This is a genomic window from Sinomonas gamaensis (assembly GCF_005876955.1).
GTDB lineage: Bacteria > Actinomycetota > Actinomycetes > Actinomycetales > Micrococcaceae > Sinomonas > Sinomonas gamaensis.
On sequence record NZ_SSCL01000001.1, the window covers coordinates 412,084 to 437,485 of the forward strand.

24 protein-coding genes are annotated in these 25,402 nt (G+C 67.7%); 13 read left to right on the forward strand and 11 right to left on the reverse strand.

What is annotated here, in order from left to right; genetic code table 11:
• Positions 1-23 precede the first annotated feature (23 nt).
• Positions 24-1,172 (reverse strand): alkaline phosphatase family protein, encoded by a 1,149-nt coding sequence (locus E5679_RS01920; protein ID WP_249335880.1) that lies wholly within the window; start codon positions 1,170-1,172, stop codon positions 24-26.
• Positions 1,169-2,446 carry an alkaline phosphatase family protein gene (locus E5679_RS01925; RefSeq protein ID WP_138413388.1) on the reverse strand — a complete coding sequence of 426 codons (1,278 nt, stop codon included), beginning with the start codon at positions 2,444-2,446 and terminating at the stop codon, positions 1,169-1,171. Before E5679_RS01925 ends, E5679_RS01920 begins: the two co-directional genes overlap by 4 nt.
• 299 nt (positions 2,447-2,745) lie before the next feature.
• Here E5679_RS01925 and E5679_RS01930 point away from each other — a divergent pair, with 299 nt between their 5' ends.
• From E5679_RS01930 to E5679_RS01945, 4 genes are all read left to right on the forward strand, one after another.
• Positions 2,746-4,062: an MFS transporter gene (locus E5679_RS01930; protein WP_138413389.1), complete on the forward strand. Its 1,317-nt coding sequence runs from the start codon at positions 2,746-2,748 to the stop codon at positions 4,060-4,062.
• 144 nt (positions 4,063-4,206) lie between these two features.
• Positions 4,207-4,629: an Hsp20/alpha crystallin family protein gene (locus tag E5679_RS01935; protein ID WP_138413390.1), complete on the forward strand. Its 423-nt coding sequence runs from the start codon at positions 4,207-4,209 to the stop codon at positions 4,627-4,629.
• Positions 4,630-4,692: 63 nt separating this feature from the next.
• Entirely contained in the window at positions 4,693-5,049 is a 357-nt protein-coding gene (locus E5679_RS01940) for an SPW repeat protein (RefSeq protein WP_138413391.1), read from the forward strand.
• A gap of 535 nt (positions 5,050-5,584) precedes the next feature.
• On the forward strand, positions 5,585-5,941 hold the full coding sequence (locus tag E5679_RS01945) for an MmcQ/YjbR family DNA-binding protein (RefSeq protein ID WP_138413392.1): 357 nt from the start codon (positions 5,585-5,587) through the stop codon (positions 5,939-5,941).
• 2 nt (positions 5,942-5,943) lie between these two features.
• Here the strand turns inward: E5679_RS01945 and E5679_RS01950 are convergent, their stop codons facing one another.
• Positions 5,944-7,017: a DNA polymerase IV gene (locus E5679_RS01950; RefSeq protein WP_476712887.1), complete on the reverse strand. Its 1,074-nt coding sequence runs from the start codon at positions 7,015-7,017 to the stop codon at positions 5,944-5,946.
• Between the two features lie 461 nt (positions 7,018-7,478).
• On the opposite strand from E5679_RS01950, the gene E5679_RS01955 reads away from it, so the two are divergent.
• Positions 7,479-7,745, forward strand: coding sequence for a MoaF C-terminal domain-containing protein (locus tag E5679_RS01955; RefSeq protein WP_249335881.1), 267 nt, complete (start codon positions 7,479-7,481; stop codon positions 7,743-7,745).
• Here E5679_RS01955 and E5679_RS01960 read toward each other — a convergent pair.
• The 4 genes from E5679_RS01960 to E5679_RS01975 form a co-directional block, all read right to left on the reverse strand.
• Positions 7,710-8,564, reverse strand: a complete 855-nt coding sequence (locus E5679_RS01960; protein WP_138413393.1) for a ribokinase — start codon at positions 8,562-8,564, stop codon at positions 7,710-7,712. The two genes, E5679_RS01955 and E5679_RS01960, sit on opposite strands and share 36 nt — an antisense overlap.
• Positions 8,565-8,581: 17 nt before the next feature.
• Positions 8,582-9,625, reverse strand: a complete 1,044-nt coding sequence (locus E5679_RS01965) for a lytic transglycosylase (RefSeq protein WP_171042207.1) — start codon at positions 9,623-9,625, stop codon at positions 8,582-8,584.
• A 142-nt stretch (positions 9,626-9,767) separates the two neighbouring features.
• Positions 9,768-10,529, reverse strand: a complete 762-nt coding sequence (locus tag E5679_RS01970; protein ID WP_138413395.1) for an IclR family transcriptional regulator — start codon at positions 10,527-10,529, stop codon at positions 9,768-9,770.
• Positions 10,526-11,548 (reverse strand): sugar kinase, encoded by a 1,023-nt coding sequence (locus tag E5679_RS01975; protein WP_138413396.1) that lies wholly within the window; start codon positions 11,546-11,548, stop codon positions 10,526-10,528. The genes E5679_RS01970 and E5679_RS01975 overlap by 4 nt, the downstream gene beginning before the upstream one ends.
• Positions 11,549-11,671: 123 nt before the next feature.
• On the opposite strand from E5679_RS01975, the gene E5679_RS01980 reads away from it, so the two are divergent.
• A complete protein-coding gene (locus E5679_RS01980; protein WP_138413397.1) occupies positions 11,672-12,325 on the forward strand; it encodes a bifunctional 4-hydroxy-2-oxoglutarate aldolase/2-dehydro-3-deoxy-phosphogluconate aldolase in 654 nt (217 codons plus the stop codon).
• Between the two features lie 56 nt (positions 12,326-12,381).
• On the forward strand, positions 12,382-13,047 hold the full coding sequence (locus tag E5679_RS01985; protein ID WP_138413398.1) for an alpha/beta hydrolase family protein: 666 nt from the start codon (positions 12,382-12,384) through the stop codon (positions 13,045-13,047).
• A gap of 10 nt (positions 13,048-13,057) precedes the next feature.
• Here the strand turns inward: E5679_RS01985 and E5679_RS01990 are convergent, their stop codons facing one another.
• Positions 13,058-14,713, reverse strand: a complete 1,656-nt coding sequence (locus tag E5679_RS01990; RefSeq protein WP_138413399.1) for a SulP family inorganic anion transporter — start codon at positions 14,711-14,713, stop codon at positions 13,058-13,060.
• A 94-nt stretch (positions 14,714-14,807) separates the two neighbouring features.
• Here E5679_RS01990 and E5679_RS01995 point away from each other — a divergent pair, with 94 nt between their 5' ends.
• The 5 genes from E5679_RS01995 (at position 14,808) to metE (ending at position 22,366) form a co-directional block, all read left to right on the forward strand.
• On the forward strand, positions 14,808-16,259 hold the full coding sequence (locus E5679_RS01995) for a phytoene desaturase family protein (protein ID WP_138413400.1): 1,452 nt from the start codon (positions 14,808-14,810) through the stop codon (positions 16,257-16,259).
• A 9-nt stretch (positions 16,260-16,268) separates the two neighbouring features.
• Positions 16,269-17,462, forward strand: coding sequence for a class I SAM-dependent methyltransferase (locus E5679_RS02000; RefSeq protein ID WP_138413401.1), 1,194 nt, complete (start codon positions 16,269-16,271; stop codon positions 17,460-17,462).
• 70 nt (positions 17,463-17,532) lie between these two features.
• On the forward strand, positions 17,533-18,741 hold the full coding sequence (locus E5679_RS02005; protein ID WP_138413517.1) for an ROK family transcriptional regulator: 1,209 nt from the start codon (positions 17,533-17,535) through the stop codon (positions 18,739-18,741).
• 320 nt (positions 18,742-19,061) lie between these two features.
• Positions 19,062-20,009 carry a methylenetetrahydrofolate reductase gene (locus tag E5679_RS02010; RefSeq protein ID WP_138413402.1) on the forward strand — a complete coding sequence of 316 codons (948 nt, stop codon included), beginning with the start codon at positions 19,062-19,064 and terminating at the stop codon, positions 20,007-20,009.
• A gap of 26 nt (positions 20,010-20,035) precedes the next feature.
• Positions 20,036-22,366, forward strand: coding sequence for a 5-methyltetrahydropteroyltriglutamate--homocysteine S-methyltransferase (gene metE, locus E5679_RS02015; protein WP_138413403.1), 2,331 nt, complete (start codon positions 20,036-20,038; stop codon positions 22,364-22,366).
• A gap of 61 nt (positions 22,367-22,427) precedes the next feature.
• Here the strand turns inward: metE and E5679_RS02020 are convergent, their stop codons facing one another.
• Genes E5679_RS02020 through E5679_RS02030 form a run of 3 tightly spaced genes read right to left on the reverse strand, consistent with a single transcriptional unit; the run spans position 22,428 to position 24,735 of the window.
• Complete coding sequence (locus tag E5679_RS02020) at positions 22,428-22,949, reverse strand: DUF2004 domain-containing protein (RefSeq protein ID WP_138413404.1); 522 nt, start codon at positions 22,947-22,949, stop codon at positions 22,428-22,430.
• Between the two features lie 18 nt (positions 22,950-22,967).
• Positions 22,968-23,783: a DUF72 domain-containing protein gene (locus E5679_RS02025; protein WP_138413405.1), complete on the reverse strand. Its 816-nt coding sequence runs from the start codon at positions 23,781-23,783 to the stop codon at positions 22,968-22,970.
• Between the two features lie 19 nt (positions 23,784-23,802).
• Complete coding sequence (locus tag E5679_RS02030; protein WP_138413406.1) at positions 23,803-24,735, reverse strand: LysR family transcriptional regulator; 933 nt, start codon at positions 24,733-24,735, stop codon at positions 23,803-23,805.
• 384 nt (positions 24,736-25,119) lie between these two features.
• Between E5679_RS02030 and nrdH the strand changes: the two genes are divergently transcribed.
• Entirely contained in the window at positions 25,120-25,365 is a 246-nt protein-coding gene (nrdH, locus tag E5679_RS02035; RefSeq protein ID WP_138413407.1) for a glutaredoxin-like protein NrdH, read from the forward strand.
• Positions 25,366-25,402: the final 37 nt, after the last annotated feature.

Below are 25,402 nucleotides of genomic sequence, written 5' to 3' on the forward strand. Positions count from 1 at the left end.
AACGGGAGCCCCTGACGAACACCTCAGAGGCTCTTGTTGAAGACGTCCAGGCCAAAGCGGTTGAGCCCGGGTGTCCCCGCATATCCGAGGTATGGCAGGTGGAAGAGGTCCTCGATGCTGGCCAGGAGACTGTAGTGGTTGTACGGGGTAGTGGACCACGTGCCGGCGGCCGTGAACGGAGAGAGCACGAGTGCCCCGACGCGGCCGCCTCCCAGTCCCGTGATCCCCGGGAGAGGCGCATTGGGCCCCGGGCCCTCACCACAGCACGCGCTGGCGTCTGACTGGGGGCCGTCGGATTCGTCGAAGGTGATCACCAGCACGCCGTCCTGTTTGAACGCTGGCGATCCCATGATCGTCGGCACCCACTGCTTGAGCCACGAGTCGGCGGAGACCAGTCCTCCCGGCTCGCCGTCGACGCACGGCGAATCGTGCCCATCGTGGCACAGGTTCGGCGTGATGAAGGAGACGCTCGGGGTCGTGGAGACTGAGGTGAGGTCGTTCGGGAGGGCGGCCAGGTCGACGTCGTCCGCTGCGCACGAGGGCGAGCCGGTGATGCTCGAGAAATAGACGAAGGGATTGTGCCGCGCCGCATACTGGTCCCCGACGCGTGCCTTCTGGGTATCGTCAGCGGCGCCGAGCTGCGGGTGGCGGCACGCCCTCCCCATGTCCTCCATGTAGCCCTTCCAGCTCTTCCCTGCGGTGGTGAGCTGGTCGGCCAGGGTAGGCACGTTCGAGGGGTACACGCACCCGCTGCCCACGGCCTGGCCGGGCGAAGTCGTCCCGGTCTGCGCGAAGGGACTATAGATCTGGCAGTCGGCCTGAGTCTGGTCGTTGGGGCCCTGGCCCGAGACCTCTGCGATGTAGTTGGCGAGCGAGTTGTGCCCGATTCCGTAGTACGAGTTGAGCAGGACGCCCTGCCCGCGGAGCGTCTGAGACAGGTAGGGCGCCTGGGAGCCGGGTCCCCAGGTCTCGTCGTAGCCCTTGTTCTCGAGGTTGATGACGAACACATGCGCGCTCGGCGGCAGGTACTGCGGCGTCTGGTCCGCGGCGGTGGCTTGGCCGAAGCTCCCGCGCAGCAGCGCAGCCGCCACGAGTGCGACAACGGCAACAGCCGAGAGAACGACGGCGGCGGGCCGGCGACGCACGACGGCGAGGAGCTGGCTTCTGGTCACGTGAGTCTCCATCCTTCGGCGATCGCCTTGTTCTTGAGCGGGTGCCACTCGTCCTCCGGGTCCCCGCCCGGGAGCGGCGTGCAGGCCGGGCCAGCCACGAAAGGCGGCACGGTGAACGTCGGCGCAGAGAGGTTGGGGCCGCTCGAGAAGTCGAGGACTTCGGCGAGGTTCCGCGCGTTCGCGTCGCGCGGGGTGAGGGCCGGAAGGCCCCATCGCCACTCAATGGCCTTGAGGACGGAGGCGTGGTCGTACAGCCCGCTCGCGATGGTGCCCCGGCGAGCGTAGGGCGAGATGACGAGTGCCGGGACGCGGAAGCCGCGCAGCGCCGTCGTCGTGCTCACATCGGGTGCGGTGCCTGGGGCGACATGGTCGTAGAAGCCGCCCCACTCGTCAAAGTTCACCACCAGGAGGGTCCTCGGCCAAGCCGGCGACTGCGTGATCGCCGCGTAGACCTCGTTGAGGAAGAGTTCGCCCGAGCGGACATCCGCGTGCGGATGGTCGTCACCGGAGGTGCCCGAGGACTCGTCTGTGAAGCGGGGGTCAACGAAGCTCACCGACGGAAGCGCACCTGCGGCGCAGTCGCTGAGGAACTGCGAGTACGGCGACGAGATCGGCAGGTACTTGGTGCCCCAGAGGGCGAGGAAGGGAACGTCGGAGTAGTAGTACTTCCCGGTGAGGCCTGCGGAGGCGAGGCTGTCCCAGATGGTGGGCATCGTGGCGGTCGCAGTCGAGTTGTGGATCCGATCGGTCTGCGCGGCGTGCTGGTAGAAGCGGTTCGGGTACGTCTCGGCCATGACGGCGGCGAAGTAGTTGTCGCACACGGTCCACGCGGGAGCGGCCTGCGCAAAGAAGGCCAGGTCGTCCTGTGTGTAGTAGCCGACGGCGAAGTCGTCGTTCTCGCCTGCCCGCAACCAGCCGTCGCACTTGCCGTTGTTGAACTCGATCCGGCCGCCTTCATAGGAGTGGTCTGGATCGGGATGGCTGCAGCCCTGGTAGTCGGTGAGGTGATGGGTTCCGTGCGGAACCCCGTAGCGGTCGACGTAGGTCAGCCCGCTCTGCTTCCCATTGGCTGCCGGCAACCACCCTAGGAAGTGATCGAAGGAGCGGTTCTCCATCATCACGACGACGATGTGGTCGATTCCCGAGGCGGCGGGGTCAGGGAGAGGAGGGGGCGCAGCGCTGTGGGCAGCGGGCTGGGGGGCGGCGCCCGGCACGACGGCGGCGCCTGCCGCGGCGAGCGTCGCTCCCGAGAGGAAGTTTCGGCGGGAGATCATCACAGCACTCCAAGTTACCCGCCGGTAGCAGGCCCAGAGGCGCCGTTTCCCAACTGTTCACGCCGCGTTCATTGACGCTACCCAAGCGGACCTACTGCGGATCTGGCACGCTCACAAGACTCTTGCGTGAGCGCAATGAGCTTAAGTTCAGGCCTATTGCGTAGACGCAACCATTGCGCAACCATGGATTTTAGCGGCGCCCTTAGGAGGTGCCCGGGAGGGAACCTGCATGAGCTGACCCACTCACCCGAAGCACCGAATCAAAGAAATTTTTGGAGAAGGAAAGTAGGAGGACTGCCGTGGCCGGAGTCGTCCGCGAAGCCGTCGGGAGGAAGCGTTGGACGCGCTTGATCCCGGTGGCCATCATCGTCTACATCATCTCGTTCATGGACCGGACCAACATCGGGTTCGCCTTGGGCGGTCTCCAGAAGGACCTCGGCATTGACGCTGCGCAGCAGGGTCTCGCCGCGGGGATCTTCTTCATTGGCTACCTGACTCTGCAGATCCCGGGCGGTCATCTGGCCGAACGCTGGAGCGCGAAGAAGTTCGTCGGGATCATGGTTCTTGTCTGGGGTCTCCTGGCGGTGGCTACTGGATTCGTCCAGAACTTTGGCCAGCTGCTCGTCGTCCGCTTCCTGCTCGGGGTGGCGGAAGCCGGCATCTGGCCCGCGATCCTGGTTCTTATCAGCCACTGGTTCCCGGCTGCCGAACGCGCTCGTGCTTACGCCTTCTGGATGATGAATATCGCGATCGCATCGATCATCACGGCCCCCCTCTCGGGTTGGATTCTCTCCTTCTCCGATTGGCGCTGGCTGTTCATCATCGAGGGCCTCTTCCCGTTCGTGATTGCTGCGCCCATTTGGTGGCTGTTGATCTCCGACCGTCCGCGCGATGCCAAGTGGTGCTCCCCTGAGGAGCGCGCCTTCATCGAAGAGGGCCTGGCCGCAGACCAGGCTGCCGCCCCAGTCCACGAGCACGTCAGCATCAAGCACGTCTTCTCGAACAGCGCGGTCTGGCGTCTCACCCTGGTGTATTTCCTGATCCAGATCGGCTTCTACGGGCTGAATATCTGGCTGCCGAAGGTGGTCAAGACGATCACGTCCGGCTCCGCACTCGAGGTCGGATTCGTGACGGCAATCCCGTACGTACTCGCCATGGTCGCCCTCTGGTACAACGCCAAGGGAGCAGACAGGTCCGGGCGCTACTCGACCCACGTTCTTCTGTCCATGGCGATCGGTGCCGTAGCGCTCGTCATCTCGGTGGCCACCGGAAGCGCCATGCCGATCCTCGCTGTGGCGTTCATCAGCATTGCGATGGCTGGAGCACTCGCGTACGACGGGCCTTTCTGGGCCTCCGCTTCACGGGCTATGCCGGTGATGGTCGCGGGAAGTGCCATGGGGCTCATCAACGCCGTTGGCAACCTCGGCGGCTTTGTCGGACCGTACGTGGGTGGCTTCCTCCAAGACGTCACCAACGGGAGCTTCCTTGCCGCGTCGGTCTTCCTCGCCGCGTGCCTGCTTGCGGCTGGCCTGGTGATGCTGACGCTGCGGAAGACCGGCGACCGGCCAGTGCCCAAGGAGTCGAGAGTGGCAGGGTCCTCACACCGTATCGCCTGAGCTCGCTTCGCCGAAAAGAGTCTGAAGGGACACCTTGCATTTGTTGCCTCTCTCGATCACAATATCTATGTCCGTAAGAGTAGATTTAGTGAGCGGACAGCACGTAGGTATTGCAGAGGGTCTCTTGAAAAGGAGGTTCCAGTGATGCTGATGCGAACAGATCCCTTCGGGGAGCTCGACCGGCTGACCCGGCAGGTGCTGGGGAATACCGCCCTCCCGTCAGCGATGCCGTTGGAGGCGTGGCGGCAGGACGGCGAATTCGTCGTGGAGTTCGATCTGCCCGGGGTTGAGCCGGAGACGATCGACGTCGGAGTCGAGCGCAACGTCCTGACCGTTCGGGCCGAGCGCCGCACCCACCGGCCGGAGCAGGCCGAGGTGGTCGCGGACGAGCGGGCGCAGGGGGCCTTCACCCGGGAACTGATCCTGGGCGACGCCCTGGACACCGAGAAGATCCAGGCGAACTACGAGGACGGTGTCCTGACCCTGCACGTGCCCGTGGCCGAGCAGGCCAAGCCGCGGAAGATCGAGGTTCAGGCTCCGGCGACGAAGAAGGAGATCAACGCCTGAGAACGGGCATGCAACTGACTTCCTCCCTGAGAACGCGAGGGAGGAATGTGAGGAGGGAATGAAATGAAGAAGTGGACACGATGGGAGGACTACGTCGCGGGGATCTGCGGTCTGTACGCCGCGCTGTCGGTCATCTGGACCAAGCAGACTGGCGCGTCGATGGCCCTCATGCTTGTTTTCGGCATCCTGCTGATCGTCGCGGGCGTGCTGAACCTATCCCTGCCGGGCACACCGTGGCTTGAGTATGTTCAGTGCGCGCTCGGGGTCCTGCTGTTCATCTCCCCGTGGGTCGGCGCGTACTACGACCTCACTGGCGCAGCGTGGACGTCGTGGATCACAGGGATCATCGCGGCAGTCGTTACTGCGGCGGCCATCAAGCCCGCCATCGACACCCAGCACCGGATGCGGCTATCTCACTAGCGCAACAACCAAGGCAGGGGTCTCGGCCTGTGGGCCCAGACCCCTGCCCTTGCGGCCCCTGCCCTTGCGGAACGGGACCAAAGGCCTTTCCCGTCCTCTCGTGGCGATGGATACATTGGGCTCGCACGCTCCGGACCTCTCGGTTCCAGGATGCGGGTTCGATCGTTGTGGGGGAGGACTCGACATGGCGGAAGGTTGCCTTGCCTGGATTCGTCCGCCTGGAGGCACACGATGAATGCCTGGGCGCTCTGGGAAGATGCCGGGCTTCCCTGCCGGGTCATCGCCATCACCCAGCATGGAGAGGTCCACGGGTACCTCGTCAGCAGAAGTGACGACAGGGGGAGGGTTGCCTGGTGCACAGCCTCAGGCCGGGTGCGGCACCTCCTCGCCCGCCCCTCTGAGCTGCAGCTTCCCAGCATTGAGCGACCTTGGGAGGGCTGGGAGATTCACGGGCTGCTCAGCAACCGGCCCGCGCGGCACTCGTAGCCTGGTTCGTGCCTCCCGGGAAGGGACAGGCTCGGATAGCCTCGGAGGCATGACGCCCGAAGAGCTGAAGTCGTATTGTCTGGCGAAGCCGGGCGCGTGGCTCGATGAGCCTTGGGAAGGGGACGTCGTTGCCAAGGTTGGCGACCGCATCTTCGCGTTCACGGGCGTTTCGTCGGTGGGCGTGAAGTGTGGGGTGGGTCGCGAAGAGGCCGACGAGTGGCTGTTTCAGTATCCCGACGATGCGGTGAAGATGGCCTACCTGGGGCGCTCAGGCTGGAACACGCTGCGGATGGGCGGGGCGATACCCGACGACGAGATCCGGGACGCGATCGACGGGTCCTATGCGCTTGTTGTCGCCAAGCTGCCAAAGTCCAAACGGCCGGCCGCGAGGGCTAGCGACAGCTGACCTCACCAGCCGCTGCGCGTGGGAGTGTGTCCTTTTCGGGCATCATCGGGCATGGGCATTTCGGCCCTCAGGCCCAAAAGTCGGATGGGGTGGCCCGCTTCAATTCCCGATGCGAGCTCCAACACGCGGGTGAGGATTTCGTTCCCATCGGACGTCGCGGGAATCTTCCGCGCATAGGTCTTGGTGGAGAACGGGGCATAGCGCACCTTGAGAGTCAGCCCGATGACCGGCCGGCCTTCGGCCGCAATGTCCTCGAGAACACGGGACGTCAGCTCCCTGAGGGCTTCGTGCACCTGTGCGGCCCCTGTCAGGTCTCGCTGGAACGTGGTCTCCCGGCTGTGCCCGCGGGCGACCCACGGAGTGTCGTCGACAACGTTTGCCCCCTCTCCGCGTCCGAGCTGCGCATACCAAGGACCCATTCTGGGACCGAACTCTGGGATCAGATCCTGGGGATCGGCAGCCGCGAGCTCTGCGACCGTGGCAATTCCGAGCTTGGAGAGGCGTCCGGACACTTTGGCTCCGACGCCCCACAGTTCCTTCGTTGGCCGGCCGCCCATGACGTCCAGCCAGTTCGCCGCGGTGAGACGGAAGACGCCCGCCGGCTTTCCGAAGCCGGTTGCTACCTTGGCTCGGACGAGGGTGTCACCAATGCCCACGCTGCAGTGCAGCTGGGTTCTCTCGAAGACAGCCGCCTGCACCGCGCGCGCGTAGGCTTCCGGGTCTGCTGTTTCGATGCCCACAAAGGCTTCGTCCCAGCCGAGCACTTGGACGGTAGCCGCGGGCTGCGCACGGAGGGTGGCCATCACCCTTTCGGAGGCCTCCAAGTACGCCTCGTGATCCACGGGAAGGATCACGGCGTCAGGCACTTTCCGAGCGGCGATGCGCAACGGCATTCCTGAGCCCACTCCGAACGCTCTGGCCTCGTAGGACGCGGTCGAGACCACTGCCCGCTCGTTCGGGTCGCCGCGGCCGCCCACAATGATCGGCTTCCCGGCGAGCTCGGGCCGCCGGAGCACTTCGACCGCCGCGATGAACTGATCGAGGTCGACGTGGAGCACCCATGGGGTATCAGCCACGATCACATCGCCTCGAGCCTGTAGATGTGGACTGCATTTCCGTCTGCAAATGAATCATCGAACTTGCCATTGAAGAGGGAAAGAGTACGGCTTTCCTGCACGGTCACGCCTGCTCCTCATTGCAGATTGGCCTGTCTCGGCCTCGGCGGCCTTGACCCCTATTTCCGAGCCCTCTTTGGCGCGGATAGAATTTGAGGCTGGCGGCGCGCCCGGTGCTCTGCCCGTTGATTCCCGGGCGCGCCGGCGCACAACCGGCCCCCAGCGGGCGGTGGTGCGCTCCACCACCGTAACGTGGTCCACCGACGGTTCGTCAACTGCTCATCTCGAACTTTTCGACATGTATAACCAATGTCATTCCGGAGGGCGAGGCTCCCGTTATCTGCGCACTGTCTGGCAAGAGGCCGACGCGCAGAATCAAGGCCGCCGAGGCGGTATACACACTGGTCTTATGACTGACACCTTTGCCATGTCCGCTCTGGAGGGATCGGCACGTCTACATTTCTTCGCAGTGGTACACGTGGCGGTGTCTGGCAGGACCGGAGAAGGGACTTGCCGATACCGACGAGAATGGCGTGTGGGAAATTCGAGCGGGGATCTATGGCTTCGCGTGGCGTGAGAAAGTGATTCCCTGCGCTTCACTCACCAATGCGGATCTTCGACAGACTGCTTTCGGCCACTCTTCATCCTGCCGCCTAGGATCCGACGGAGCCCGTCAGATAGTGCGATAGCGGCGAGAGCACGGGTTGGGAGGCGGCCTGAGTGACGGCGTGCGCGCCGACCCGATTCGCCACAGCGAGGGCGTCGGGGTAGCTCATCCTCGCGCGCAAGGCGAGCACAAGAGCCGCGCAGAATGCGTCTCCTGCGCCGATGGTATTGACGACGTCGACCTTCTCGCCGGGCACCCGAGCCACCAGTTTTCCCTGCTCGAAAATTGCCGAGCCTTCCGCGCCGAAGGTCACGGCCACCAGGCGCGCATGGGCGAGTTCTGGCATGCTGGCATATTCCGTCTCATTGACGATCACGAGGTCGCATCGCGTCACCAATTCCTGAGGTAATGGCTGCGCGGGGGTCGCATTCAGGGCAAGGAACCCAGGGTGTCGGCGGGAGGCAGCGAGCACGACGTCGACACCCACCTCGAGTTGGCAGAGCAGCAGATCGTCGTGATCCAGATGAATCCCGTCGAGCGTGACGTGCGAATTGGCGCCGGGGCAGACGACAATTTCGTTCTCACCGAATGCATCAACGAGGATCAGCGCCGTGCCCGTGGGTTCCTCGCGAATGGCGACGTCGACCGTGCCGACTCCTATCGCCGTCAAGGCGGCGAGCATCTCGCGTGCCGGCTCGTCGTCGCCCACCGCGCCGACGAGTCGTGAGCTCCCGTCGAGCCGAGCGGCCGCCGCGGCCTGATTCGCCCCTTTTCCTCCGGGCTGGCGGGTCAGGACCCCACCGCCCACCGTCTCACCGGGCTGCGGCAGGCGCTCGGCAGTCGCGATGAGATCGAGGTTGATGCTGCCGAGGATCACCAGGGGTCGCGGGCGAGTCGCCATGTCCGTGCGCCGAAAGGTCAGGAGAACTTCGCCATCCTGGCCTTGACCTGAGCCACGTAGGCCTTCGTGTCCGGGTACATGCCGTATGCCTGCACGCCGTAGAGCCCCTGGTAGTATCCCGCGATGGCAATGTCCTGGCTCGCGGCATTCTGCAGGAGCCACCGCAGCATGGCGACGCCGGCCGTGACGTTGTCTGTCGTATTGCGGAGGTCCAGCGTGCGGCCGGCGAGGCTCGAAACCCACCCGGCGTTCGCAGGCATGATCTGCATTACGCCAATGGCACCTGCCGAAGACGTGACGTTCTGCCGGAATCCCGACTCCTGCTCTGCGATCGCAAGAGCCAGGTTGGTGGGAACTCCCATGCTCGCCGCGACTTGGCGGACGATCGCCTGGACCTGGGCGACGGTCTCGGTGGCGGGAGCGGAGGCGCCGCCCTTCATGAGCGTCTCGAGCGGGATTCCGGTCTTCTCGGAAATGCCCCACAGGGTCTTCCGCCGGGCAGCCGCGTCATCCCACATCGACGAGGACCAGGCCGGCTGTGGCGCCGTGGCCGCTTGAGCATTTCCGCGGGCGGGAGCGACAGCGCCGGAAGGCGGGCCCGAAGCCACCGCCGGAGCCGGCGCCGTGGTGGTGGCCGACTCGCGCAGGACAATCCGCTGCCCGGGATAGATGGTCGAGGTCGATCCCAGCGCGTTGAGCCGGAAGAGATCCCTCAGCGGAACGCCGGTCTGCTGTGAGATGCCCCAGAGCGTGTCACCGCTTTTGACCGTGTAGGTCACGGCGGGCGCGGACTGGGCCGGGGAAGGCGAGGCCGGAGCCGCTCCGGTGTCGGAGAGGCGGATTTGCTGCCCCGGGTAGATGATCGAGCTCCAGCCGAGGCCGTTGAGCTGGAAGAGGGTATTGAGAGGGACTCCGGTTCGTGCCGAGATTCCGCTGAGGGTGTCGCCGGCCCGGACTGTGTAGAGGTCGCCACTGGCCACGGCGGGCGCAGCGATGGCAGCTGTCAGCGCCGCGGCCGAAGCGGTCACCGACGCGGCTCTGAACCGACGTGCATTGGTCATGACGGCAATACTCCTCCCCACCTTTGCTGCCATCCGTCGGTGCCGAGCCACAAGGCAGGCGGCGGGAATTCCGCGGATTTCAGCCGTTGGACATATCCAACCACATGCTTTCCGAAAGTTCGGTCACATTTCCCTTATTAGCTCAGCCGACTTTTGTGTCGGCCCGCACCCAGCCCAGCGCTTCGGAGATCGCGTGGGTGCAGGAAATGAGCTCCGGGAGGAGGCCCAACAGCCCAGCCCGGTCCAGGAGGACGACGGGAACTGAGCATGAAGCCGCTGCGACGACGCGGCCCGTTTCGTCGCGGATAGGTGCCGCAATGCAGTGGACGAATTCTTCGTGCTCCGAGGCGTCGAGGGCCCAGCCCTGGCGTGCGACGTCTTCGAGTTCGGCCAGGAGTGCAGCAGAATCGGTGAGAGTTCTGGCCGTGAACTGCGTGTACTCAAGAGAGGCTGCAATGGCCTCGCGCCGTTCTCGGGGCAGGTCCGCGAGCAGGACCTTCGCGACGGCGGCTGCGTGGAGTGCCGCCGTCAGCCCGATCCGTGAGTACATCCTCACGGGATGGCGGGATTCGAGCTTGTCGATGTAGGTGACCTCAGGCCCCTCGAACGCAGCGAGGTGCACAGTGTGGCCAGTGGCCTCGTTCAGCCGCTGGAGGTGCGGGCGGGCGAGCGCGCGGAGATCCCGCTGCTCGAGGGCAAGCGAGGAGAGCTCGAAGAGCTTCCGGCCCAGGCGGTACCGCTGCTGCTCGTCCCGCACCACGAAGCGCTTCTCCTCGAGGTCGTGGAGCAGCCGCATCACGGTTGTCTTGTGGACGGTGGCCCGTGAGGCGAGCTCATCGAGGGTCGCAGGGCCTGCCGCGAGCTCGCCGAGGAGGTCGAGGGCCCGCAGAAGACTTTGACTCATGGCCGGACTGCCTCGACCCCGATTGCCTGGCCGGCGATGGCGAAGCCAGCTCGGGAGGCCGAGGTCGCCGACCACTCGTCATCCGTGCAGCCGAGGATCCGCTCGAGAACAGGGGCCGAAGGAAGCGGCCCGTGGTCTCCGGCGACGACGAGCGTGCAGGCCGCGGCCACATGACCCCTGCGCAGGCTCGCCCTCTGATCCAGACCAAGGAGGACCCCGCTCAAGTAGCCTGCTGCGAAGGAATCGCCCGCGCCCACGGGCTCGACGACGTCGACCGTGAGGGAAGGCACCTCCCAGCGCTGTCCATCCTTCGTGAGGGCGATGGCGCTCGTCGACTCATTCTTGATGACCACCACCTCGGGGTCGGGCAGCAGCGCGCGGATGGCGGCGTCGTCGCCCGTTCCCAGCGCAAGCTCCGCCTCGTCGCGGCCCACAAGCACGATGTCAGTTTGATTTGCGAGTTCCCGGAGGATGCCTGGGTCGCGCCCAGCCCAGAGCGACGGGCGCCAGTTGACGTCGAAACTCACCCGCGCGCCGTGGCGGGGCCGCGAGAGCACAGCCTGCAGGAAGGCGAGGCAGTCGTCCGAGAGCGCGGCCGTGATGCCGCTGAGGTGGATGAGCGATGCCCGGTCGAGCAGATTGGCGACGTCGGGGCGGTCCAGGAGCTGCGGTCCCATGGCAGAGGCGGCCGAGCCGCGGCGGTAGTAGAGGACCGAAGCTGCGGACTGGGCTGTGCGGGGGATCTTGACGTAGAGGCCCGTCGGATGGGCCTCGTCCGTCTCGACTGCCGAGACGTCCACGCCTCGCTGACCGAGCTCGGCGAGGATGCGAGTCCCGAAACCGTCGCGGCCCACGCGGCTCACCCAGTGCGAGTCGAGTCCCATCGCCGCGAAACCGATGGCAACATTCGACTCCGCGCCGCCGATGCCGACGTTGAGCACGTTCGCCGCCTCGAGCGGCTGACCCGGTTCGGGGCTCAGCACGGCCATGGTCTCGCCCACGCATACGGCAGTCGGCATCGGAACTCCACTCCTGTTGACGGCGCTTTCCCGGCAATGCTAAACAGGAAGGCGAAAACTTGCAACGCGCGTTGCAAAATATGCAACGGAGCCCCTGATGAGGGATTCGAAGGGAAGATGCACGTGACTCAGGAAGAACTCCTCGCCCTGCTCGCCGCGGACCGGACACTCGCCGTCGTCCGCGCGCCCTCGATCCCGGACGCCGCCGAGCTTGCAGCCGCCCTCGCCGCGGGGGGCATCCGCGCTCTCGAGCTGACCTTCACCACCCCGGATGTGCTCACTCACATTCGCCGGGCGGTGAACACCGCCAGCCAGCACGGAGCCGCCATCGGCGTGGGCACGGTCCTCACGGCAGACCAGGCCCGCGCGGCCATCGACGCCGGCGCCCAGTTCCTCGTGACGCCGGGGATCCGCCCCGAGGTCGCTGCGGTCGCGACCGAGGCCGGAGTTCCGATCAGCCTCGGTGCGATGACTCCGTCCGAGGTCGCTCAAGCTCTCGATCTCGGTTCGGAGATCGTCAAGATCTTCCCGGCCCGTCAGGTTGGCCCCATGTTCCTCAAGGATCTCCACGGACCGTATCCCGGGGTCAAGCTGCTCCCGTCGGGCGGGATCGACGCCTCCAACGCGCGGTCCTACCTTGACGCCGGGGCGCTCGCGGTGTGCTGCGGCACCTCGGTAGTTCCGCCGGCGGCCGTCCAGGCGGGGGAGTGGGCGTCCATCACCTCCCGCGCCTCCGACTTCACGGCGGCGCTCGGAGTGGCCGCTGCGGGTTCCTGAGCGGAGAGTCTGCGCCAGAAACAGAATCTGCGCCCAGGCTCCTGCAGGATAGGACCATGAGCGGACGCAGCGAACGCATCTCCATCCCGGCGCCAGAAGGGGACGTCTCCGGCGTCGTGACGCTCGTCGACGGAGCGGACGCGATGGTGGTCGTGGCGCACGGCGCCGGCGCCGGGATGGACCATCCCTTCATGGTGGGCTTCTGCGACGGACTCGCTGCCGAGGGCCTCTCGACGCTTCGGTTCAATTTCGCGTACATGGATGCAGGCCGGCGCCTTCCCGACCGCGCACCGAAAGCGCTCCCAGTCTGGTCTGCTGCTGTTGACGAGGCGCGACGGCGGTCGGACGGGACGCCGATCTGGGCCGCCGGCAAATCCTTCGGCGGCCGGATGGCATCGATGGCCGTCGCCGAGGGCGCCATGGACGTCGCGGGACTGATCTTCCTCGGGTACCCGCTGCATCCCGCCGGCAAGCCCGAGAAGCTCCGCGACGAGCACCTCTACGGGCTCACGCTTCCCATGCTCTTCCTTCAAGGCACGCGCGACACGCTGGCCCTGCCTGAGCTGCTCGAGTCCGTCGTGGGCCGGTTGCCCACCGCGACCCTTGCCTGGCAGGACGGTGCCGATCATTCCTTCGGAGTGAAAGGGGTCAAGCGGACCCCGCACGAGATTGCCGAGTCGTTGGCGGCGCCAGCGGCCGCTTTCGTGCGTTCGGCTGGCTGAGGCAACGCCCTCACGCTGAACTGTCCGAACGAAGCGCGCGCACGGCCGCGCTGACCGTCGGGTAGAAGTGGTGGGGCCCGAACCGCTCCGGTGGCGCGAACCGGAGCAGCCGATCCTTGACTGGGCCCTTCAGCTCGGCGAACACGAGTTCGATGCCGCGCGCGGCCAGCCAGTCGTCGAGGAGGATCAGCTCGTCGAGAGCTGTGGTGTCCAGGCCGGTGACGGGCTCTGCCGCGACGACCACATGGGTGACGGGCCGGTCTGCTCTCTCCACGAGATCCCGAATGAATGCCGAGAACACGGGCCCGTTTGCGAAGAACAGGGGCGCGTCGAATCGCGCCAGGATGAGCCCGGGCACGCGCTGCGCCTCCGGATGGCGGGAGATGTCGTGGTAGCCGGGAACGACCGGGAGGTCTCCGAGCTCTGCCCGGTATGGTCCCCATGCGCGCCGCACGAATTCGAGAAGTGACAGACCCACAGCAACGACGATTCCCTGGAGCACGCCGATCGTCGTGACCCCAGCGAACGCCGCGAGCATCAGCATCGATTCGCCGCGGCTCATGCGCCAGAGCCTTGCGATCGCGCCGGGGCTGGCGAGCGTCGTCGCCGCAACGACGACGACGGTCGCGAGCGTCGCGGTGGGCAGGAACGCGGTGACTCCCGGCACCAGCGCCAGGAACGCGAAGACGAGGACCGCGGCCGTGACGCCCGTCAGCTGCGTGCGGCCCCCGGCCTCGATGGCCACGGGCGTACGGGAGGAGCTCGCCGAGATAGGGAAGCCGCCGAGCAGGCCGGCGGCGAGATTCGCGGCGCCGAGCGCAGACAGTTCGCGCGATCCCGACACTCGGCGGCCCTCACGACCCGCGAGACTCTGAGCGAGTACTCCGGTGTCCACGAAGACGATAAGCGCGATGCCCAGCGCGGGTGCCGCGAGCAGCGCGGCATCTTGTAGAGACAGCCCGCCGAACTCCGGCGCAGGCAGACCGCGGGGGAGTGCCCCCGCCACCGGAACGCGCCCTGAGAGGCCACTGGCCCAGACGACGAAGACAGAGCCGATCACGGCCACGAAAGCACCGGGAATCCGCGAGTGAAGCACGCGGGACGCCAGGATGACGGCGAGCGAACCGAGCCCGAAGGCGAACGGCACCCGGTCCACTCCATGGACGACGACGGCGTTGGCAAGCGAGGCAAGCTTTTCCCAGGGCATGTTGCCCGAGACCTCGACGCCCAGGATCATAGGCAGCTGGCTCGCAATGATCGTTAGTCCGATGCCGGCGAGATACCCGAGGCGTATAGGTCCCGATAGGAGCCCGGTGAGCGTCCCGAAGCGCAGGAGCGCGCCCAGCAGCAGTGCGATGCCCACGAAGACCGCGAGCAGCCCGGCCAGAGCGAGAGCATGCTGGCTGCCGGCGGACGCGACGGGAAGCACCGCCGCCGCGATCATCGGCGCGAGCGCCGAATCGGGACCGAGGATGAGCAAACGGGACGGCCCCACGACCGCATAGACGAGAAGTGGCACCACCGTGGCATACAGTCCCGCCACCGGGGGCAGCCCCGCGACCTGCGCATACGCCATCCCCGCAGGTATGAGCAGACCCACGAGGGAAGCCCCCGCGAACAGATCCTGGCGGAGCCACGAGCGTTCGTAGCCGCGAAGCCACGTCATGCACCTGATGATCGCGGCTCGGTGCAGCCGGCACCACCTGCCGACGCGTCCCGTTTCCCAACGCCGTCGGGAGGTCGGGTGCAAGGATGGAGGCATGACAACCGCCGTCGTCGTGGGGAGCGGGCCGAACGGACTCGCCGCCGCCGTCCGGCTCGCGCAGGCGGGCATCGCCGTCCGCGTGCTTGAGGCCGAGCCGGGCATCGGGGGAGGCGCCCGCTCCGTTCAGCGGCCTGCGCCGGTCGGCCTCGCGGGTCGGCTCATCTTCGATGAGTGCTCCGCCTTCCACCCCATGGCCGTCGCCTCGCCTTTCCTCGCGAGCCTGGGACTCGAACGGCACGGGCTCCGCTGGAGATGGCCGGAGGTGCAGCTCGCCCACCCGCTGGACGGGGGCCGGGCCGGGCTGCTGTGGCGCGACGCGGGCAGGACCGCCGAGGGGCTCGGCGACGACGGCAAGGCCTGGGAGGCGATCGTCGGCGGCATTGCGCGCCGTTTCGAACAGCTCGTCCCGGACATCCTCGGACCGATCCTCCGCGTGCCCCGGCATCCGCTCGCCTTGGCCCGCTTTGGAGCGCTCGCCGCACTTCCCGCAACCGTGCTCGCGAAGGTCTGGCGGCACGACGAGGCCCGCGCGCTTTTCGGCGGCGTGGCTGCCCACTCCTTCGCCTCGCTCGACGCGCCCTTCTCCAGCTCAGTCGGCCTGGTCCTCACCGCGGCTGCGCACGCGGTGGGCTGGCCGGTACCGGAGGGCGGCACCCAGGCGATTTCCGACGCGCTCGCGGCCAGGCTCCGTGAACTCGGGGGAATCATCGAGACGGGAAAGCGAGTTGAGCGACTCGGCGAGGCGGGAGATCCGGACCTGCTTCTCCTCTGCGTCTCGCCGCAGACTGCGGCGACGCTGCTCGACGGAAGGCTGCCGGCCGCCGTCGCACGCTCCTATCGCCGCTATCGCTACGGGGCCGCGGCCTTCAAAGTCGACTACGCGATTCGGGGCGAAGTTCCCTGGGAGGCGCCCGACGTGCGGCTCGCCGGCACGGTTCACGTCGGCGGCACCCTCGAGGAGATCGCCCGCGCCGAAGAACAGAACGTGCGCGGCAGCATGCCCGAGCGACCCTTCGTCCTCGTCGGGCAGCAGTTCGCCGCAGATCCGTCCCGCTCGGCCGACGGCGTCAACCCGCTCTGGGCCTACGCGCATGTTCCACACGGGTACCCCGGCGACGCCACCGAGGCCATCACGGCGCAGATCGAGCGCTTCGCTCCCGGCTTCAGGGACCGCATTCTCTCGGTGTCTGTGCGATCCGTGGCCGCGCTCGAAGCACACAACGCGAACTATGTGGGCGGTGACATCAGCACCGGAGCCAACTCCGGCCTCCAGATCGTGTTCCGGCCCCGCGTGACGGCGGACCCGTACGCGACCGGGGTGCCCGGGGTCTTCCTCTGTTCGGCGGCGACCCCGCCGGGCGGGGGAGTGCACGGCATGGCGGGCTTCCACGCAGCGGAGCGGGCCCTGGCCTACCTCCGCCGCCGCGGAGCATCCCGGCCCGCATAGAGTAGTCGGGTGCACGTTGACCCGGCGCAGCCCTTCCCGTACGAGCTCCTGCGCCGCTTTCCCGATGTCGAGGCGCCCAACCTGCAGGCGTGGGATGCCACGGACCGCCTGCTGGCCGAGCGCGGGCTCGCTGTGGCGGCGTCGCGCTCTCTGGCTGGGGGCGACATCGCCGTCATCGGAGACGGCTACGGCGCCCTCGCGCTGCGCCTTGCGGCCGCTGGCTTGAGCGGCGTCCGGGTGCATCAGGATCTCGCGACCGGACGGGCCGCCTTCGAGCGCAACGCGGCAACGCTCGGCCTCGCAGGCACCCAGCTCCCCAAGGAACTCGGGCCCGATCTTCTGAACGGCGCCCGGCTCGTCCTCCTCCAGCTCCCGCGGGGACTCGCCGAGCTCGAGGAGGTCGCTGACGCCATCGCCCGCTGGGCGGCGCCGGACGTCCAGCTGATCGCAGGTGGCCGCGTCAAGCACATGACGCTAGCGATGAATGAGGTCCTGCGCTCGCACTTCGGCTCGGTGCGGGCCGAGCTTGCGGTCCAGAAGTCGCGGCTGCTGGTCGCCGAGGAGCCGCTGCCGGTCCCCGAGCGTCCGCCGTTCCCGGTGTGCGAAAGGCACGACGACGTCGGCCTCACCCTGTGTGCGCATGGCGCCGCCTTTGCGGGACCGCGCCTGGACCTCGGGACTCGGTTCCTCCTGGGCTTCGTGGACCGCATGCCGGCAGGCAACGCCGTCGACCTCGGATGCGGAACCGGTGCCCTTGCGGCGGCGTACGCGCTCGCGCACCCCACGGCGACGATGGCAGCGACTGATCGCTCGGCGGCGGCCGTGCGTTCCGCGCGCGCAACCATGGAGGCCAACGGCGTCGCGCCTCGCGTCGCCGTCGAGCACGACGACGCGGCCTCCTCGCGCGCGGAGGCTTCCGCCGACGTCGTGCTCCTCAACCCGCCGTTCCACCTCGGGGCGAGCGTCCACGCGGGAGCCGCCCTCAAGCTCTTCGACGCTGCGGCCCGCGTCCTCAGGCCGGGCGGCGAGCTGTGGACCGTCTACAACACCCATCTGGACTACCGGCAGCGGCTGAAGGCCACGGTGGGCCCGACGTCGGTGGAGGGCCGATCCGGGAAGTTCACCGTGACCCGATCCGTGAGACGCGGCACGGCCGGACTCGGGGATGGACAGGGTAACGTAAGTGAGAGGACAATCACGTAGCAGTCGAAAGGACCTCGTGACGGAGCAGCCACGCCAGCCCGCGCCGCGGCGCGGGACGAATCTGCCGCGCATGGGGGACTTCAATCTGACGGTCATCCTTGACGCGATCCGCCGTTCCGAGGCCGGACTGAGCCGTGTGGAACTCGCCCAGCTCGTGGGCCTCTCGCCGCAGACGATCTCCAACATCTCCCGCCGGCTGCTCGACCAGAAGCTCATCGTCGAGGCCGGAAAAGAGGGGACCGGTCCCGGCAAGCCGCGCACCATCCTTCGGCTGAATCCCAAGGGCATGTACGCGATGGGTGTCCACCTGGACCCTGCCCTCATCACGGTCGTGCTCCTGGACCTGGTGGGTTCCGTGGTCGAGAAGAACACCTTCGTCACGCCCCAAAGCCACGATCCGCAGGAGATCGTCGACGCGATCGCTGAATGTGTCGAGAAGCTGCTCGCGCATTCGGGAGTCGATCGCAGTCTCGTCGCGGGCCTCGGGGTTGCCGCTCCCGGACCGATCGACCTCGAGCGCGGGGCAGTGGTGGGCCCGCCTCTTCTGCACGGCTGGGTGGACGTTCCCCTGCAGGACATGGTGCACCGTGCCACGGGACTTCCGACGACGGTGGACAAGGACGTCACGGGCGCGGCGGTCGCCGAGATCTGGGCGGGCGGCCCGGGCGGCTCCGGCAGCTTCATCTTCTTCTACCTCGGGACCGGCCTCGGCTGTGGCCTCGTGCTCAATGGCGAGGTGTACCGCGGCGCTTCCGGCAACGCCGGGGAGATCGGCCACATCATCGTGGACCCGGACGGCCCCGTGTGCAGCGACGGCTGCGGCATGCGTGGAACGATCGGCACTGTCCTCGAGCCCCAGGTCATCGTGAGCCAGGCCGTCGTGGCCGGGATCCTTCCCGTCCTGCCGGACAATCCGACCGCGCGGGACTTCCAAGGCGCCTTCGCGCGGCTCTCGGAGCTCGCGGGGGAGGGCGACGAGACCGCGATCTCCATCATGCGTGGGGCCGCCCGCAGTCTCGCGTGGGGTGTGTCCGTCGTCGGCAATCTCGTGGACGTCGACCGGATGGTGTTCGGCGGGCCTTTCTGGCACCCGGTGGCCGGTTTCGTGCTGGACGTGCTGCCCGACTTGGTCAACGCCCGCTTGGCCACGCAGGGCATCCACCGCGTCCGCCTCGATGGGACGCGGCTTGGCGAGGACGTCGGCGCCGTCGGGGCGGCGTGCCTCGTCCTGGAGCGGGCCCTTGCCCCGCGGGCCGAGCGCCTGCTGCTGGAGGGCTGACTGTTCTGAGGAGGGCGACGGCGCTGCGCGCCACTTGGCGCGTCACGTGACGTCACCGAACGTCTTCTTCGTAGCATTCGGGGGATTTGGGTGGGATTGGCCGCGATCGCTTGATGCGCGGCTGCGGCGTCCTTAGTCTCATTACCAAGTTGCTGCTGCAACGTGTCAGCGATCCCCGGTTCGGGGATGTGGGTGCCCCCGTGCGGGCCTGACATTTGCCGCAGGCAGCCGGTCTCCTGAGACGCCAGCCGCGGCGGCGTTGCTGGACCGGCGTGCCCTGCGTTCCCTGAATAGCCCTCACCGGAATCCAAGGTCTGCAAATGTCCCCACCCACCCTGATCGACGCACCGACTTCCACCACCACCGCACCCGTAGCCCTCTCCTACGAGCTCTTCCCGCCGCGCAGCGATGCGGCAGCGGTCACGCTCTGGAACACCATTCGCGAGCTCGAGTGCACCAACCCGGACTACGTCTCCGTGACATACGGCGCCGGAGGTTCCAACCACGCCAAAGCCCTCGACCTCGTCGATCGGCTCCAGTTGGAGACCACCCTCCGCCCGCTCGCGCACCTCACCTGCGTGGGGGGAACGCCCGAGGAGCTCAACGCCGTCGTCAATGAGATCCTCGACCGCGGCGTGCGCGGCATCCTCGCCCTGCGCGGCGACCGGCCGAGGGACGGAGCGCTCCCGGCAAACGGCCTGCAGTACGCGCAGGACCTCATCGAGCTGATCCGCCGGATCGAGCTGCGCCGGTCGGCGCAGTTCGCGGCCGGCAAGGTCGCGATCGGCGTCGCTGCCTACCCCATGAAGCATCCCGAGTCGCCGAGCGAAGGCCACGACGTGGAAGTGCTGCTCGCCAAGCAGCGTTCGGGCGCGGACTTCGCGATCACGCAGGTCTTCTTCGAGCCGGAACAGTACTCGTCGCTCGTCCACCGGGCTCGTCGGGCGGGGGTCACGATCCCGATCATCCCCGGGATCATGCCGCTCACGAGCCTGCGCCGGATCCTCAAGCTCTCCGAGCTCAGCGGCGTGGCACCGTCCGCGGCGCTCCTGGACCGCATCCGCTCGGCGGGCGACGACGTCGCTGGCGCTCGGCGGATCGGCGTCGAGGCGACCGTGGGCCTCGCCGAAGCGGCTCTTGCAGCCGGCGCGCCCGGACTGCACCTCTACACGTTCAACGAACACGAGAGCGCGCTCGAAGTGCTCTCCCGCCTCAACCTCCCCCGGCCGTCTCGGCCTTCCCTGGCGGCCCACCACCGGGCGCGCTGACACCGACCCCGACCGAAGGACTCATCATGACTGATTTCTCCCAGCCCGCGTTTCCCTCCGCGACCATCCTCGGCTACCCGCGCATCGGCCGCCGCCGCGAGCTCAAGAAGGCCGTCGAAGCCTACTGGGCCGGCAAGACGAGCGCGGCGGAGCTCGAGGCTGCTGCGGAGGGCATCCAGCTCGCGACCCTCCGCCGCCTCACGGAGCTCGGGCTGACCGAGCCCTCGGCCATCCCGGGCACGTTCTCCTACTACGACCAGGTCCTCGACACCGCCGTCGCCCTGGGCGCCGTTCCTGCCCGGTTCGGCCAGCTGCACGACGCCGAGGGCCGCCTCGGACTCGACGCCTACTTCACGCTCGCCCGCGGCAACGCCGAGCAGCAGCCGCTCGAGATGACCAAGTGGTTCGACTCGAACTACCACTACCTCGTTCCCGAGATCGGCCCCGAGACCGAGTTCTCGCTCTCGTCCGAGCGCGTGGTCGAGGAGTTCCGCTTCGCGAAGTCCCACGGCGTGGTCACGCGCCCGTACCTTGTGGGTCCCGTGACCTTCCTCCTCCTGAGCAAGGCTTCCGACGACGCGCCGGAGGGCTTCTCGCCGCTCTCGCGCCTCGACGACGTCCTCCCCGTGTACGCCGAGCTCCTCGCGCGCCTCGGCGAGGCTGGGGCCGAGTGGGTCCAGTTCGACGAGCCTGCGCTTGTTGCGGATCTGGACGTGCCGGCCGCTGAGGTGAGCTCCGCCGTCGAACGCGCCTACGCCGCTCTCACCGCCGTCCCGGGCCGCCCGCAGCTCCTGCTCTCCGCCCCGTACGGTGGGCTCGGCGAGCAGGCAGCAGCGGTTGCCGCAACCGGCGTCGAAGCCGTGGCTCTCGACGTGTTCAAGGGCGCGCTGCCCTCGGCCCAAGACCTCGAGGCGTTCGCCGGAAAGACCGTGGTGGCCGGCGTCGTCGACGGCCACAACATCTGGCGAAACGACCTCGCGGCCTCGGCCGCGAAGCTCGATGCCCTTCGCTCGGCAGGTGCGAAGCTGGCCGTGGGCACCTCGACCTCGACCTTCCACGTCCCGCACGACGTCGAGGAGGAGACCCAGCTCGACGCCCAGCTGCGCAGTTGGCTCGCGTTCGCGGACCAGAAGGTCGGCGAGGTCGTCTCGCTCGCTGCCTACCTCGCGGACCCCGAGTCGGCTCAGGCCGCCATCGACGAGGCTTCGCGCGTCATCGCCTCGCGGGCCGAGGCGCCCGGCGTGCGCCGCCCGGAGGTGCGCGAGCGCACCAGCGCGCTCACGGACGCTGACTTCTCCCGCTCGGCCTTCGCCGTCCGTGCTGCCGCGCAGGACGAGGTCCTGCACCTGCCGCCGCTGCCGACGACGACGATCGGCTCCTTCCCGCAGACCGCCGAGGTCCGCGGTGCCCGCGCCCGCCTCATCAAGGGCGCGATCGACGCGGCCGAGTACGAGCGGCTCATGAAGGACGAGATCAAGCGCGTCATCGACCTCCAGGAGGAGCTCGGCTTTGACGTCCTGGTCCACGGCGAGCCCGAGCGCAACGACATGGTGCAGTACTTCGCCGAGAACCTCGACGGCTTCGACGTCACGGTCCACGGCTGGGTCCAGTCGTACGGCTCGCGCTGCACCCGCCCGTCGATCCTCTGGGGCGACGTCTCCCGCCCCGCCCCGATCACGGTCCCGTGGGCCGCGTACGCGCAGTCGCTCACCGAGAAGCCGCTCAAGGGCATGCTCACCGGCCCGGTGACCATCCTCGCGTGGTCCTTCGTCCGCGACGACCAGCCGCTCGCCGAGACCGCCAACCAGGTCGCCCTCGCCCTCCGCGACGAGATCGCCGACCTCGAGACCGCCGGCATCAAGGTCATCCAGGTCGACGAGCCCGCGCTGCGTGAGCTTCTCCCGCTGCGCCGGGCGGACCAGCCGGCGTACCTCGACTGGTCGGTCAAGTCGTTCCGTCTCGCGACGGCAGGCGCCCAGGACGCGACGCAGGTTCACACCCACCTGTGCTACTCCGAGTTCGGCGTGATCATCGACGCCATCGACGGCCTCGACGCCGACGTGACCTCCATTGAGGCCGCCCGCTCGCGCATGGAGGTCGTCAACGACCTCGAGGCGCACGGCTTCGGCCGCGGCGTGGGTCCCGGCGTCTACGACATCCACTCGCCCCGTGTGCCCTCGCAGGGCGAGATCGAAGAACTGCTCGCGACCGCCGTCGCCCATGTTCCCTCGCGCCAGCTCTGGGTGAACCCGGACTGCGGCCTCAAGACCCGCGGATACGCGGAGACCGAGGAGTCGCTGCGGAACCTTGTCGAGGCCGCAAAGGCCGCGCGCGGAGTCCTCGCCGCCAACGCCTAGGCCTCTCACACCAGACGGCCCGGCGCCGGCGCCACCAGCGCCGGCGGCCGGGCGGCGGGGGTTATGGGGGGTGGGCGGGCGAAACCCACCCGACCTCGTCGTCGACCACTCCGTCTTCGTCCGCGGCCGCGAGGAGCACCTCGTCGGTGAAGCCCTCGCCGAGGGTGAAGCCGAGCACAAAGTAGCGCTCCGGCTGCCCTGGGTAGATGCCCACCTTGGTGAGGCGGAGGGCCTGGACGAAGCGGTCGTCGTCGACCTCGTCGGGGCTTTCGACGCCGAAGACCTCGCGGACCTTCCCACCCTGCAGGTTCTGGCAGTGGAAATGCCGGTATTCGACCGCCGCCGAATCCTCATCGCGCAGATCTTGCGCGATGCGTTCGCGGGCGGAATCGATGAGCTCCGGGAGGAACCTCAGGCGGTAGTCCACCTTGTGAAGACAGGCTTCGTCCAGGCGGTCATGCTCGCCGATGCTCAGGTCCAGATTGATGGGCACACCATCGTGCTCGTAGCGGCCAGGGATGCTCCGTTGCCCCGCCGGCGCAAGGGCGATCTCCCCGAAATGCCGGCTTACTGCCGTCTCCATGAGAAAAAGATAGTCCCCTCACGCGAGGCGCGCGAGGAGGTTCAGCGCATCGTGCGGGGCTCGGCCGTCGGCGTCGTTGTCGAAGTACACATAGGTGTCGTGATCATCGGAGAGCCAGCGGCGGATCTGGTCTGCCCACCTGTCCAGGGTGCTGTCCGCGTAGCCGCCGCCGTAGAGCCGGGACTCGCCGTGGAGGCGGACGTAGCGGAAGCCCGCGGTCTCGTCGTGGAGCACCGGCCAGCGGCCCGCGCTGTCGGCGATCACGGTGCAGATGCCATGGCTCGCGAGGAAGGCCCGGGCCTCCGGAGTGTCGAAGCTCTCGTGCCGGGGCTCAAGGGCATGGATCAGCGGGCGCCGCGTGAGGGCGGTGGTCACGGCGCGCTGTTCCGGGAGCTTCTCGTCGTGCCGCTCGGCGAGCAATGCGGCGTCCTGTGAGGTCCGGGGGAGGAGGGCGAAGAACGGCGCGAGCACCTCGGGATCGAACGTCATGCGTTCGGGCAGCTGCCACAGGAACGGCCCGAGCTTGTCGCCCAGCGTCAGGATCCCCGAGGCGAAGAAGTTCGCAAGCGCCGTGTCGACGCCCCGCAGTTGCTTCATGTGCGTGATGAACCGCCCGCCCTTGACCGCGAAGACGAAGTCTTCTGGCGTGGCGTCGCGCCACGTCTCGTACGACGACGGCCGCTGCAGAGAGTAGAACGACCCGTTGATCTCCACGGAGGTCATGCGCTCCGCGGCGTAGGCCAGTTCGTCCTTCTGGCGCAGCCCCCGCGGATAGAAGTCGCCCCGCCACCTCGCGTAGCGCCATCCCGAGACGCCCACATATGCCCTCGCCACGGTCCCCAGCGTAGGCGCCTCAGCGGCGCGAACCGCCGGGATTGCGCGCCTGGATCGCTTTGAGCGTGTCCGCCACGAGGTCGAGGAAGAGACCGGTCTGCGTCTCGCCCGGCCCTCCGGGGCGGAGGGCGAAGATGTTCCGCGCGAGCTTGATCTCGGGGACATCGACAACGACGACGCCCTCCGGCCGGGATTGCAGCGCCAGCTCCGGCACGAGGGCGGCTCCGAGGCCGGCGGAGGCGAGCCCGATGCTCGCGTTGAAGTCGTCGCTGTACGCAACGACACGCGGCTCGAGGCCGCAGCTTGCGAAGAGGCGGTCGATGACGGCGGAGTCGCTCGTGCCTGGGTGATGGACGATCCACGGCATGCCGCCGAGCTGACGCGCGGTCACTTGTGCGCCGTCGGCGATTCCCCACGACGACGGCAGGACGACGCAGAACGGGTCGTCTCCGATCCATTGGCGGTCCATGGTGTTGGGCCACGCAATGCCGGTCTGGCCTACCTGATAGACGAGGACGACGTCGAGATCGCCTCCGGCGAGGAGGCCCCGGATCGTCTCGCCCGGCTCGGCCACCGAGACATGGAGGTCCAGTCCGAGATGCCGCCAGCGGTCGCTCTTCAGGACCGCGGGCAGGACGTAGGTGGCGAGGCTCGGGAAGATCCCCAGCCGCAGGCGGTGGCCCGCTGCTTCCGCCGCCCGCGCGGTCGCCGCCTTGAGCGCGTCGATGTCCGTCAGCACCTTGGTCGCGTGGCGCGTCATGACGACGGCGGCCTCGGTGGGCGTCACGCTCTTGGGGGAGCGGATGAAGAGCTGCACGCCCGTCTCGCGCTCGAGCGCGGCCATCTGCTGGGACACCGCCGAGGCCGTGTACCCGAGCCGCTGGGCGGCGGCCGCGAACGAGCCTTGGCGGACGACCTCGAGGAGTGTCTGGAGGTGGACAGGGTTCACCATCTGGGCCTCCTCGGGTGGTGTGTCAGGGGGTGGATCACCAGATTACGGCACGAGTGACGGTTGTGGACCGATGCCGCGACACGCCGACGGCGAACGACACGATCTTTTTCTCGTGTGTGCATGGAGCCCTCCACATCCTGTGGACGGAAGGCCGCGATGGCCGGAAATTCGCGGCTCGCCCTGTGTGTTAAGTGTGCAGGACATGTGGACTGCCAGCGCGAGAAATGACATACTTGTAAGACATCATCTTGGGGTCCGCGGCGGCGCCAACCACTACATGTAGTATCGAGGCAGCCGAGGGCAGTCCGATCCATTGGGAAGGCCACCGGCCATATGGGGGGCCCGCAACGGGCCAAAGCTGAGTCTTCCAGGAGGGAAGGAACCATGAACGTCACGGTCTACACGAAGCCTGCGTGTGTTCAGTGCAACGCCACCTACCGTGCGCTGGACAAGAAGGGCATCGCCTACCAGAGCGTTGACGTCACCCAGGACCCGGAGGCCCTCGAGCGACTCAAGGCCATGGGCTACATGCAGGCTCCCGTTGTCGTCACCGATGGCGGCCACTGGTCCGGCTTCCGTCCCGACAAGATCGAGGAGCTCGCCCAGGCGTCCTCCGCTTCGGTGGCCTGATCCGCCGTCGTCCGTTTTTCTCACTCAGGGGGTGCCG